The organism is Corallococcus sp. AB038B, assembly GCF_003668955.1.
GTDB lineage: Bacteria > Myxococcota > Myxococcia > Myxococcales > Myxococcaceae > Corallococcus > Corallococcus exiguus.
Map to the genome: position 1 here is coordinate 11,084 of NZ_RAWO01000026.1, position 13,734 is coordinate 24,817.

Sequence of the window (13,734 nt, forward strand, 5' to 3'; positions counted from 1 at the left end):
GTGGGGCCGTAGACGTTGAAGACGCGCGGGCGCGGAGCCTGGGCCAGGTGACGCCAGGTGGCGGGGTCCACGGCTTCACCACCCACGAGGACGCGGTGGGGGATGGCCTTGCGCTCCAGCAGGCCTTCATCCACCAGCAGGCGCAGGTGCGCGGGAGAGCAGTCGAGGACGTCGAGGGCGTCCTTCTCGATGCGGTTGACGAGCTCTCCGACGTCGGCGCGTGCCTCGTCGGGGACGATGCAGAGGGTGTGGCCGTCGAGCACCTGGATGAGTTGCTTGACGGAGGCGTCGAAGGACAGCGGAGCGTTGACGCTGACACGCTCTCCCGGCCGCGCGTCCGCGTGCACGGTGGCGGCAAGGGCGACGCGCAGATTGAGCACGGAGCGGTGCTGAATCATCACGCCCTTGGGGCGGCCGGTGCTGCCGGAGGTGTAGATGATGTAGGCGAGGTGCTCCGGCGTGACAGAGGTAGCCGGGGCGTGCGCGGGCTCACGGGAGAGGTCCGCGGAGTCGGAGTCCAGGCAGAGGGTGTGGGCGGAGTGCGGAGGAAGAGAGTCGCGCAGGCGCTGCTGGGTGAGGACGACGGGAGCGCCGGTGTCCTGGAGGACGTGGGCGAGCCAGTCGCGCGGGTAGCTGGGGTCGATGGGAACGTAGGCGCCACCGGCCTTGAGAGTGCCGAGGATGCCAACGAGGGCCTCCACGGAGCGCTCCACGCAGAGCACGACGCGCACGTCGGGACCGACGCCCAGCTTCACCAGCCGGTGGGCCAGCTGACTGGCGCGCGTGTCCAACTCACGGAAGGTGAGCTGTTCCTCGCGGCAGATGACGGCCAGCGCGTCGGGCGTGCGAAGGGCCTGGGCGCTGAAGGCGTCATGGATGCAGAGATCGCGAGGGAACTCGGCGCTGGGGCCATTCCAGTCCACGAGGAGCCGCTGCCGCTCCGGAGCGGTGAGCAGGGGCAGGCCCGCGAGCGTCGCGTCCGGCTGGGCGGCGATGGCCTCCAGCAGCACGCCCAGGTGTCCGGACATGCGCTGGACCGTCGAAACATCGAAGAGGTCCGTCGCGTACGTCAGCAAGCCGACGAAGCCCTGGGGCGACTCGCCGAGGGTGAGCGTGAGGTCGAACTTGGAGGACCGGGTGTCCACCGGGACGCTCTGGAAGGACAGCCCGGACACGCGGAGCGCTTCGGTGGGCGCGTTCTGCAGGGAGAACATCGCCTGGAAGAGCGCGCTGCGGCTCAGGTCTCGCGAGGGCTGGAGGACCTCCACCAGCTTCTCGAAGGGCAGGTGCTGGTGCTCATAGGCCGCGAGCGTCGTGCGGCGCACCTGCGCGAGGAACTCACGGAAGGTTGCCTGCGGCTGCACGTGGGCGCGCAGGACGAGCGTGTTGACGAAGAAGCCGATGAGGCCCTCGGTCTCCGCCTGCGTGCGGCCCGCGATGGGCGTGCCCACGCTGATGTCATCCTGCGTGGAGTAGCGCGACAGGAGCAGCTGCCAGGCCGCGAGCAGCAGCATGAAGGGCGTGGCACCCTCATCCTGGGCCAGGGCCTTCAGGGCCTGGGAGACCTCCAACGGGATGCGCACGTCCACCGTGGCGCCCCGGCGTGACTGCACCGGCGGACGCGGGCGGTCCGTGGGCAGGTCCAGCGCGGAAGGTGCCCCCCCGAGCTGCTTCTTCCAGTAGCCCAGCTGCGCGTCCAGGGCCTCGCCCTGGAGCCAGCCTCTCTGCCACATCGAGAAGTCCGCGTACTGCACGGGCAGCGGCGGGAGCGAGGGCCACTGGCCCGTGACGAAGGCTTCGTAGAAGGCCGCCACTTCCCGGACGAGCACGCCCATGGACCAGCCGTCGGAGACGATGTGGTGCATCGTCACCAGCAACAGGTGCGAATCCTGTCCCAGCCGAACCAGCGTGCTGCGCAGCAACGGGCCCGTGGTGAGGTTGAAGGCACGCCGGGCTTCCGTGGCCGCCGCGCGCTGGGCCTCCTCCTCCCGCTGCGACTCAGGCAGGGACGACAGGTCGATGAGGGGCAGCTCCCAGCTGGAGGGCTCCTGGATGCATTGCGACGGGTCCTCCTGCGACGTGGAGAGCGTGGTGCGCAGCGATTCGTGGCGCTCCACCAGTGCTTCAAAGGCGCGGCGCAACGACTCCAGGTCCACCGGGCCCGTCAGCCGCAGGGCGGTGGGGATGTTGTAGGAGATGTCTCCCGGCTGGAGCTGATCCAATAGCCACAGGCGCTGCTGCGCGAAGGACAGCGGAATGGCGCCTTCGCGCGGCATGGGCCGCAGGGGCGGTGCGCGGAGCCCGGTGGTCTGGGCCTCCTCGAGCTTCGGCGCGAGGCGTTCGACGGTGGGCGCCTCGAAGAGGGCCCGCAGCGGCAGCTCCACACGGAAGGTGGAGCGCACACGCGAGACGAGCTGGGTGGCCAACAGCGAGTGGCCTCCCATGGCGAAGAAGTCGTCCCGCACGCCGATGCGCTCCACCCGGAGGACCTCGGCGAAGAGGGTGGCCAGCTGCTCCTCGGTGGCGGTGCGCGGCGCGACGAAGACGGTGCTCCGAGGCGTGTTCCCCGGCTCCGGCAGGGCCTTTCGGTCCACCTTGCCGTTGGCGTTGATGGGCAGCGCGTCCAGCACCAGGAAGGCAGACGGCACCATGTACTCGGGCAGCTGCTGCTTGAGGCCTGCCCGGAGCGTGTCCGGGGTCGGCGCATGGCCTGCGCGCGCGGTGACGTAGCCGATGAGGCGCTTGTCCGCGCCGGTGCCCCGCGCCACGACGACCGCTTCGTTGACGCTGGCGGCGGAGCGCAGCGCGGTCTCGATTTCGCCCAGCTCGATGCGGAAGCCACGCACCTTCACCTGGAGGTCGACACGTCCCAGGAAGTCGAGCGTGCCGTCCTCCCTCCAGCGGGCCTGGTCGCCCGTGCGGTAGAGGCGCTCGCCCGGACTGGAGGCGAAGGGGTGGGGGATGAAGCGCTCCGCGGTCAGGTCCGGGCGGTGCAGGTAGCCCCAGGCCAGGCCCTGGCCGCCGACGTACACCTCACCGGCAATGCCCACGGGCACCGGGTGCAGGTGCGCGTCGAGCACGTAGACGGTGGAGTTGGAGGGCGGCCGGCCGACGGGGATGGCGCCTTCCACGCGCGAGCCACGCCCCATGGCGAAGGTGGTGGCGAGGGTGGTGCTCTCCGTGGGGCCGTAGGCGTTGTGGAAGCTGGCGCCTTCGGGGATGCGGGCCAGGTGCTCGCGCACGCGGTCCGCGGGCAGCACGTCGCCACCAGAGAGAATCTGGCGCACGCCCGCGAGCGCTTCGCCCTGGTGCAGGGCCATCTGCTCGAAGAGCGCGGTCGTCAGGAACAGCGTCGTCACGCCGTGGTGGCGCAACAGCGCGGCCAGCTCCTCCAACGACAGCGAGTGGGGCGGCGCGAGGACGAGCTTCGAACCATTCAGCAGCGCGCCCCAGATTTCGAGCGTGGAGGCGTCGAAGGCGATGGGGGCGACATGCAGCCAGACCTCGTCCGCGCCGAAGCGCATGAAGGTGCTGCCGACCACCATTCGCGTGATGCCCCGGTGCGGAATGCAGACGCCCTTGGGTCGGCCGGTGCTCCCGGAGGTAAACATCACGTAGGCCATGGCCTCGCCGTCCACGCGGACGTCGGGGGCGTGGGTGGGCCGCGTGGCGATGACGTCGCGCTGCGCATCCAGCCAGACGCGGGTGCCGGTGGCGGGCAGCAGTGACGCGAAGGGCTGGTGGGTGACGACGAAGTGGACGTCCGCGTCCTCCAACAGGGACGCGATGCGCTCCACGGGCGCATTGCGGTCCACGGGGACGTAGGTGGCACCCACCTTGAGGATGGCGAGGAGCGCCGCGACCAGCTCGAAGGACCGCTCGACGGCGAGACCGACACGCGCACCCGGAACGATGCCGAGGTCGCGCAGGTGGTGGGCCAGTTGGTTCGCGCGCGCGTCCAGCTGCGCATAGGTCAGCGAGGCCTCCCCCATGACGAGGGCGATGGACTCGGGCGCGCGCTGCGCCTGCCGCGCGAAGTGGACGTGGACGGGGATGTCCGTGGGACTGGCCACGGTGGTGTCGTTCCACTCCACGAGGATGCGCTGCCGCTCCTCGCTGGAGAGGAGGGACAGCCCGGCCACGGATTGCTCGGGCCTGGCGGCCACGGCCTCCAGCAGCGTGCGCAGCTGATGGGCCATCCGCTCCACGGTGCCGCGCTTGAAGAGGGCGGTGCTGTACTCCAGCGAACCCATGAAGCCCTGGGGCGAGTCCTGCATCGCCAGGTTGAGGTCGAACTTCGCGGAACGCCCTTCGGTGATGACCTGCTGGAAGGTGAGGCCGCGAACGCGCAGGTCTCCCACCGGGGCGTTCTGGAGGGCGAACATCACCTGGAACAGCGGGCTGCGGCTCGCGTCCCTCACGGGCTGGAGGACCTCCACCAGCTTCTCGAACGGCAGGTGCTGGTGCTCGAAGGCCGCGAGCGTCGTGCCGCGCACCTGGGCGAGCAGCGTCCGGAAGGAGTCCTCCGGCGCCACGCGCGTGCGCAGGACGAGCGTGTTGACGAAGAACCCGATGAGGCCCTCGGTCTCCGCCTGCGTGCGGCCCGCGATGGGCGAGCCCACGGTGATGTCGTCCTGCGCGGCGTAGCGCGACAGGAGCACCTGGAAGGCCGCCAGCAGCACCATGAAGGGCGTGGCGCCTTCACGCTGGGCCAGCGCCTTGAGCGCTTCGGACGTCGCCTGGGGAATCCGGACGGAGACGGCCGCACCCTGATGGGACTGGATGGCCGGACGCGGATGGTCGGTGGGCAGCTCCAGCGCGAACGCCGCGCCCGCGAGCTGCTGCTTCCAGTAACCCAACTGCGCGTCCAGCGCCTCGCCCTGGAGCCACTGGCGCTGCCGTTCCGCGAAGTCCGCGTACTGCACCGGCAGCGGAGCCAGCGTGGGCGTCTTGCCGGAGGTGAAGGCCTCGTAGAAGGTGATCAGCTCGCGGACGAGCACGCCCATGGACCAGCCGTCGGAGACGATGTGGTGCATCGTCACGAGCAGGAAGTGGTCCTCCTCCGCCAGGCGCACCAGCGTCGTGCGCAGGAGCGGCCCGCGCTCCAGGTGGAAGGGCTGGTTCGCTTCCTTCGAGATGCGGCGCTGGGCTTCGGCTTCGCGCTGCGCGTCGGGCAGCGCGGACAGGTCCACGAGCGGCAGTGTCCACGCGTCCGGCAGGTGGATGTGCTGCGTGGCCTGGCCTTCATGCTCATGGAAGGTGGTGCGCAGGGATTCGTGACGCGCGACCAGGGACTCGAAAGCGCGGCGCAGCGACGGCACGTCCACCGGCCCCTGCAGCCGGAGCGCGGACGGAATGTTGTACGACGCATCCCCCGGCGTGAGCTGATCCAGGAACCAGAGGCGCTGCTGGGCGAAGGAGAGCGGAATGGCTCCCGTGCGTGAGGTGGGCCGGAGCGGAAGAGCCCCTCGGGCCGCGGCGGGCCGTGCGTCCGCGAGCTTCAGCGCGAGGGCGGCGACGGTCGGCGCATCGAAGAGGGCCCGCAGGGGCAGCTCCAACCCGAGCGTGGTCCGCACGCGCGAGACGAGCTGGGTGGCCAGCAGCGAGTGGCCTCCCAACGCGAAGAAGTCATCGTGGAGCCCCACCTGCTCCACCCGGAGGACTTCGGCGAAGAGGGCCGCCAGCTGCTTCTCCGTGGCGGTGCGCGGCGCGACGTAGGCGACGGCGCGCGCGGTCTCCTCCGGCTCCGGCAGGGCCTTGCGGTCCACCTTGCCGTTGGCGTTGAGAGGCAGCGCGTTCAGCACCACGAAGGCCGACGGCACCATGTACTCCGGCAGGCTCCGCCGGAGATGGGCCTTGAGCGCGTCCGAGTCCAGCGAGTGGCCTTCGCTCGCGCTGACGTAGCCGATGAGGCGCTTGTCCGCGTCCGAGCCCCGGGCCACGACGACGGCCTCGTTGACGCCCGGGAAGGCGCGCAGCACGGCTTCGATTTCACCCAGCTCGATGCGGAAGCCACGCACCTTCACCTGGAAGTCAACGCGGCCCAGGAAGTCGAGCGTGCCGTCCGTCTTCCAGCGGGCCTTGTCGCCCGTACGGTAGATGCGCTCGCCCGGCGTGGAGGCGAAAGGATGGGCGACGAAGCGTTCCGCGGTCAGGTCGGGGCGGTTCAGGTAGCCCCAGGCCAGGCCCTGTCCGCCGACGTACACCTCACCCGCGACGCCCTCGGGCACGGGGCGCAGATGCGCGTCGAGCACGTAGACCGTGGAGTTGGAGAGAGGCCGGCCGATGGACACCGAACCGCCCACCACCGAATCGCGATGCATGGCGAAGGTGGTGGAGAAGGTGGTGTTCTCCGTGGGGCCGTAGCCGTTGATGAAAGTGGTTCCCTCCGGGATGCGCGCGAGGTGTTCGCGCACACGAGCGGCGGGCAGCACATCGCCACCGGCGAGGACCTGACGCACGCCCGCGAGCGCTTCGCCCTGGTGCAGGGCCATCTGCTCGAAGAGGGCGGCGGTGAGCCAGAGCGACGTCACGCGGTGGTGACGCAGTTGCGCGGCCAGTTCTTCCAAAGACAGGGAGTGCGGCGGAGCGAGGACGAGCTTCGCGCCGTGCAGCAGCGCGCCCCAGATTTCGAGCGTGGACGCGTCGAAGGCAACAGGGGCGGCCTGGAGCCAGACTTCATCCGGCCCGAAGCGCATGAAGGTACTTCCGAGCACCAGGCGCGTGATGCCCCGGTGAGGCACGCAGACGCCCTTGGGACGGCCGGTGCTGCCGGAGGTGAACATCACGTAGGCCAGGGCTTCACCGTCCACGCGGACGTCCGGCGCATGCGTGGGGCGCGCGGCGATCTCCTCGGCCTGGGTATCCAACCAGACGCGGTTGCCGGAAGCGGGCAGCAGTGACGCGAAGGGCTGGTGCGCGAGCGTCACGCTGACGTCCGCGTCCTCCAACAGGGAAGCGATGCGCTCCACGGGCGCGTTGCGGTCCACGGGGACGTAGGTGGCACCCACCTTGAGGATGGCGAGGAGCGCCGTCACCAACTCGAAGGACCGCTCGATAGCGAGGCCGATGCGTGCACCGGGGACGATGCCCAGGGCCCGCAGGTGATGGGCCAGCTGGTTCGCGCGTGAATCCAGCTGGGCATACGTCAGCGAGTCATCCCCCAGCACCAGGGCCACCGCGTCGGGCGCGCTCTGGGCCTGCTGGGCGAAGTGGACGTGGACTGGCACGTCCGTCGGGCTGACGGCGGCCGTGTCATTCCACTCCACGAGGACGCGCTGACGTTCCTCGCTGGGGAGGAGGGACAGTCCGGCCACGGGCTGCTCGGGCTTCGCGGCCACGGCCTCCAGCAGCGTGCGCAGATGGCTGCCCATCCGATCGATGGTGCTCCGCTCGAAGAGCGCGGTGCTGTACTCCATCCAGCCGGTGAAGCCCTGCGGTGAGTCCTGCAGCGTCAGGGTGAGATCGAACTTGGCGGAGTGGCCCTCGGCGACGACCTGCCGGAAGGTGAGGCCCGGAACGCGCAGCGCTTCTCCCGGGGCGTTCTGGAGGACGAACATCACCTGGAACAGCGGGCTGCGGCTCGCGTCCCGCACGGGCTGGAGCATCTCCACCAGCTTCTCGAAGGGCACGTGCTGATGTTCGTACGCCGCGAGCGTCGTGCCGCGTACCTGGGCGAGCAACTGGCGGAAGGAACTCTCCGGCGTCACGCGCGTACGCAGGACGAGCGTGTTGACGAAGAATCCGATGAGCCCTTCGGTTTCCGCCTGGGTCCGGCCCGCGATGGGCGAACCCACGGTGATGTCGTCCTGGCCTGCGTAGCGCGACAGGAGCACCTGCCAGGCCGCGAGCAGCACCATGAAGGGCGTGGCACCCTCGCGCTGGGCCAGGGCCTTGAGCGCGTCGGACGCAGCCTGGGGAATCCTCACGGCGTGGGTCGCGCCCGCGTGGGACTGGATGGCCGGGCGGGGATGATCCGTGGGCAGCTCCAGCGTGGCCTGAGCCCCTCCGAGCTGCTGCTTCCAGTAGCCCAGCTGCGCGTCGAGCGTCTCGCCCTGGAGCCAGTCGCGCTGCCACGCCGCGAAGTCCGTGTACTGAACCGGCAGCGGGGCCAGCGCGGGCGCCTGACCGGTACTGAAGGCCTCATAGAAGGCCACCAGCTCGCGGACGAGCACGCTCATGGACCAGCCGTCGGAGACGATGTGGTGCATCGTCACGAGCAACAGGTGTTCATCCGCCGCCAGCCGCACGAGCGCGGTGCGCAGCAGCGGGCCGTTCCGCAGGTCGAACGGCTGACGTGCATCCGCTTCGACCTTTCGCTGTGCTTCGTCTTCGCGCCGCGCTTCAGGCAGCGTGGAGAGATCGGCGAGCGGCAACGCCCACGTGCCAGGCGTGTGGATGTGCTGGGTGGCCTGCCCCTCGCTGTCGCGGAAGGTGGTGCGCAGGGCGTCGTGGCGAGCGACCAGCGCTTCAAACGCGCGGCGCAGCGACTCCACGTCTACCTGTCCCGTCAACCGGAGCGCCGTGGGGATGTTGTAGGACGCATCGCCCGGCGTGAGCTGATCCAGGAACCAGAGCCGCTGCTGGGCGAATGAAAGGGGCTGAGGCCCGTCCACCACGGTCCGGGTGAGCGGCGGGAGGCGGAGGCTCGGCGTCTGGGATTGGAGGCGCTCGGCGAGCGTGGCCACGGTGGGCGCTTCGAAGAGGGCCCGCAGCGGCAGCTCCGCGCGGAAGGTGGCGCGGATGCGAGAGACGAGCTGGGTGGCCAGCAGGGAGTGGCCTCCGAGCGCGAAGAAGTCGTCGTGGATGCCCACGCGCTCCACGCGCAGCACCTGCGTGAAGAGGGTGGCGAGTTGCTCTTCGGTGGGAGTGCGCGGCGCGACGTAGGTGGAGGCGAGCGAGGTGCCCTGGGGCGCGGGCAGGGCCTTGCGATCCACCTTGCCGTTGGTGTTGAGCGGCAGCGCCTCCAGCACGAGGAGCGCTGAAGGGCGCATGTGCTCGGGCAGGAGCTGCTTGAGCCAGTCCTTGAGGATCTCGGGCGTGGGCGCGGACTCCGTGCCTTCCGGAGGCACCACGTAGGCAACGAGCCGCTTGTCGCCCGGCACATCCTCGCGAGCCATCACCACGGCGGCGTGCACCTGGGGATGCTTGAGGAGCGCGGCTTCGACTTCACCCAGCTCGATGCGGAAGCCGCGGATCTTCACCTGGAAGTCAGCACGACCCAGGTAGTCGAGCATCCCGTCCGCACGCCAGCGCACCACGTCGCCGGTGCGGTAGAGGCGTGCACCGGGCGTGGAGGAGAAGGCATCCGGGATGAAGCGGCCCGCCGTCAGCTCCGGGCGATTGAGGTAGCCGCGCGCGACGCCCTCACCACCGATGAAGAGCTCACCCGCGACGCCGATGGGAACGGGGCGCAGCGTGCGGTCCAGCACGTAGACGCGGACGTTGGGCAGGGGCCTGCCGATGGTGGGAGTCGGAGACGCATCGAAGGCGCAGGCAGTGGCGTCGACGGTGCACTCAGTGGGGCCGTAGACGTTGAAGACGCGCGGGCGCGGAGCCTGGGCCAGGTGACGCCAGGTGGCGGGGTCCACGGCTTCACCACCCACGAGGACGCGGTGGGGGATGGCCTTGCGCTCCAGCAGGCCTTCATCCACCAGCAGGCGCAGGTGCGCGGGAGAGCAGTCGAGGACGTCCAGCGCGTCGTGACCGATGCGCTTTACCAGCTCACCGACGTCGGCGCGTGCCTCGTCGGGGACGATGCAGAGGGTGTGGCCGTCGAGCACCTGGATGAGCTGCTTGACGGAGGCGTCGAAGGAAAGCGGAGCGTTGACGCTGACACGCTCTCCCGGCCGCGCGTCCGCGTGCACCGTAGAGGCGAGGGCGACGCGAAGATTGAGCACGGAGCGGTGCTGAATCATCACGCCCTTGGGACGGCCGGTGCTGCCAGAGGTGTAGATGATGTACGCCAGATGTTCCGGCGTGACCGACGTCACCGGAGCGTCCTGGGCCTCAAGAGCGAAGTCCGCGGAGTCGGAGTCCAGGCAGAGGGTGTGCGCGGAATGCGGAGGCAGTGAGTCGCGCAGGCGCTGCTGGGTGAGGACGACGGGAGCGCCAGTGTCCTGGAGGACGTGGGCGAGCCAGTCGCGCGGGTAGCTGGGGTCGATGGGGACGTAGGCGCCACCGGCCTTGAGAGTGCCGAGAATGCCAACGAGGGCCTCCACGGAGCGCTCCACGCAGAGCACGACGCGTACATCGGGGCCGACGCCCAGCTTCACCAGCCGGTGCGCAAGCTGATTGGCGCGCGTGTCCAACTCACGGAAGGTGAGCTGTTCCTCGCGGCAGATGACGGCCAGCGCGTCGGGCGTGAGACGGGCCTGGGCGCTGAAGGCGTCATGGATGCAGAGGTCGCGAGGGAACTCGGCGCTGGGGCCATTCCAGTCCACGAGGAGCCGCTGCCTCTCCGGAGCGGTGAGCAGAGGCAGGCCCGCGAGCGTCGTGTCCGGCTGGGCGGCGATGGCCTCCAGCAGCACGCCCATGTGGCCCACCAGGCGCTGCATGGTCGACGCATCGAAGAGGTCGCTGCTGTACTCCAGGACGCCCACGAAGCCCTGGGGCGAGTCCTGCATCGTCAGCGTCAGGTCGAACTTCGCGGAGTTCGATTCGAGCGGAAGCTGCTCGAACGACAGGCCCGGCACGCGCAGCGCTTCCATGGGCGTGTTCTGCAAGGAGAACATCGCCTGGAAGAGCGCGCTGCGGCTCAGGTCGCGCACGGGCTGGAGGGTCTCCACCAGCTTCTCGAACGGCACGTGCTGGTGCTCGTAGGCCGCGAGCGTTGTTCCACGCACCTGGGCCAGCAGCTGTCGGAAAGTCGCCTGCGGCTGCACGTGGGCGCGCAGCACCAACGTGTTGACGAAGAATCCGATGAGGCCTTCGGTCTCCGCTTGCGTGCGGCCGGCGATGGGCGTGCCCACGCTGATGTCGTCTTGCGTGGAGTAGCGCGACAGGAGCACCTGCCAGGCTGCGAGCAGCAGCATGAAGGGCGTGGCGCCTTCACGCTGGGCCAGGGTCTTGAGGGCGTCGGAGAGTTGCGCGGGGACGCGCATGTCCACCGCGGCGCCTCGATGCGACTGCACCGGCGGACGCGGACGGTCCGTGGGCAGGTCCAGCGCGGCGGGTGCTCCCGAGAGCTTTTCCTTCCAGTAGGCGAGCTGGGTCTCCAGTGTTTCGCCCTGCAGCCATGACCGCTGCCAGACGGAGAAGTCCGCGTACTGCACGGGCAGTGGCGCGAGGGTGGGCAGGTGATCCGTGTGGAACGCCGCATAGAGCGCGGTGAGCTCACGGACGAGGACGCTCATGGACCAGCCGTCGGAGACGATGTGGTGCATCGTCACCAGCAGCAGGTGCTCCGCGTCGCCCAGTCGCACCAGCGCCGTGCGGAGGAGCGGGCCGGCTTCCAGGTCGAAGGGACGCCGGGCCTCCAGGTTCGCGAGGCGCCGCGCCTCTTCTTCACGCCGGGCCTCGGGCACCGAGGACACGTCGAGCAGGGGCAGCGTCCACGTCCCAGGCGAGTGGATGCGCTGCGCGGGCTCGCCCTGGTGCTGGAAGAAGGTGGTGCGCAGCGTTTCATGCCGCGCGACCAGCGACTCGAAGGCACGGCGGAGGGACTCCACGTCCACGTGTCCCTTCAGCCGAAGGGCCGCGGGGATGTTGTATGCGGCGCTGCCCGGCTGGAGCTGGTCCAACAGCCACAGCCGCTGCTGCGCGAAGGACAGCGGCGGCGGTCCCTCGTGGGTGGCGACAGGGAGCGGCGGGAGTCGGGAGCCAGCGGCGGAGGTGCGCAAGCGCTCGGCGAAGGCGGCGACGGTGGGGGCCTCGAAGAGGGCTCGAAGCGGCAGCTCCGCACCGAAAGCCGCGCGGACGCGGGAGACGAGCTGGGTGGCCAGCAGGGAGTGGCCACCGAGCGAGAAGAAGTCGTCGTGGACGCCCACGCGCTCCACGCGCAGGACCTGGGCGAAGACGTTCGCGAGCTTCTCTTCGGTGGCGTCGCGAGGAGCAACGAAGTCCGCGAGCGGTGAAGCGTCGGGGACGGGCAGTGCCTTCCTGTCCACCTTGCCATTGGGGCTGAGGGGGAGGGCCTCCATGACGACGAAGGCGGCGGGCACCATGTACTCGGGCAGCCGCTCCTTGAGGAACGTGCGCACCGCCGAGGTGTCCAACTGCTGGCCCGAAGTGGGCACGACGTAGGCGACGAGGCGCTTGTCCCCAGGGACGTCCTCACGAGCGAGGACGGCGGCTTCGTGCACGGAAGCGTGAGCGAGGAGGGAGGCTTCGATTTCGCCCAGTTCGATGCGGAAACCACGCACCTTCACCTGGAAATCGAGCCGCTGGAGGTAGTCCAGTTGGCCGTCGGCGCGCCAGCGCACGACGTCGCCCGTGCGGTAGAGGCGGGCACCCGGCGTGGAGGAGAAGGGGTGCGGGATGAAGCGCTCCGCGCTCAGCGCGGGCTGGCCCAGGTAGCCCCAGGCGAGGCCCTCGCTGGCGAGGAAGAGTTCACCGGGGACACCCACGGGCACCGGCTGCAAATGGGCATCGAGGACGTAGGTGCGGGTGTTGGCGATGGGGCGGCCGATGGGGGGCCGCGTGCCGTCGTCGCGCGAGGAGGCAGCGACGGGCGTGAAGGTGGCGACGACGGTGCTCTCGGTGGGCCCGTAGTGGTTGAAGAGGGCAGCGGGCACTGAAGGAGGCGGCCCGTGGTGCAGGGCATCGCCGCCCGTCAGCAGGGCACGCAGGGCGATGGGGCGAGGCCACTCCTCGCGCAGCACAGCCTCGGCCAGGGGCGTCGGCATGAAGCAGGTGGTGATGGCTTCGCGGGCCAGCCACTGCAGCAACTGGGAGGGCTCCGCACGCACGGCTTCGGGCGGGACGACGAGGCTGGCGCCAGAGGCGAGGGAAGGCCACACCTCCCAGGTGGAAGCGTCGAAGGCGACGCCAGCGGTGAGGGCGGTGGAGTCCTGGGGAGACAGCGAATAGGTGCGCTGGTGCCAGGAGACGAGGTTCATCAACGCGCGGTGGTGGACAGCGACGCCCTTGGGCCGTCCGGTGCTGCCGGAGGTGTAGATGACGTAGGCCAAATCCTCCGGGCCCACGGGCGCCACCGGCAGTGGCTGCTGGAGCGCCGCAGTCTCTACTTCAAGCGCGAGGACGCGAGCGGAGAGGGAGGGCAGCGAGTCGCGCAGGTGCTGCTGGGTGAGGAGGATGGAAGCACCGCAGTCCTCCAGCATGAAAGACAGGCGCTCCGGCGGGACACCGGGAGAGACGGGGACGTAGGCGGCGCCCACCTTGAGGGTGGCGAGGAGGCCCGCCACCAACTCAGGAGAGCGCTCGGCAAGGACGGCGACGCGGCTGCCACGGGAGACACCGGCCGCGTGCAGTTGGACGGCAAGGCCATGGGCCCATGCGTCGAGGCCCGCATAGCTGATGCTTCGCTCCCCCATGCGCACGGCGACAGCCTCGGGCGCACGTCGGGCGTGCTCCGCGACGACGTGGTGGATGCAGATGTCGCGCGGGAAGGCGACGTCCGTCTCGTTCCATTCAACGAGGAGCTGCTTCCGCTCCTCCGCCGTCATCACCTCCAGCGTGGACACGCGAGCGTCGGGCTGGGCGGCGAGGGCGGAGAGAAGGACGCTGAAGTGGCCCATGAGGCGCTGGGCGGTGGAGGCGTCGAAGAGGTCGGAG

General features: G+C 69.9%; 1 protein-coding gene. It reads right to left on the reverse strand.

Annotated features, from left to right (window positions below):
* On the reverse strand, window positions 1-13,734 hold a 13,734-nt coding region (locus D7Y04_RS42115), incomplete at both ends, for a non-ribosomal peptide synthase/polyketide synthase (protein WP_121763021.1).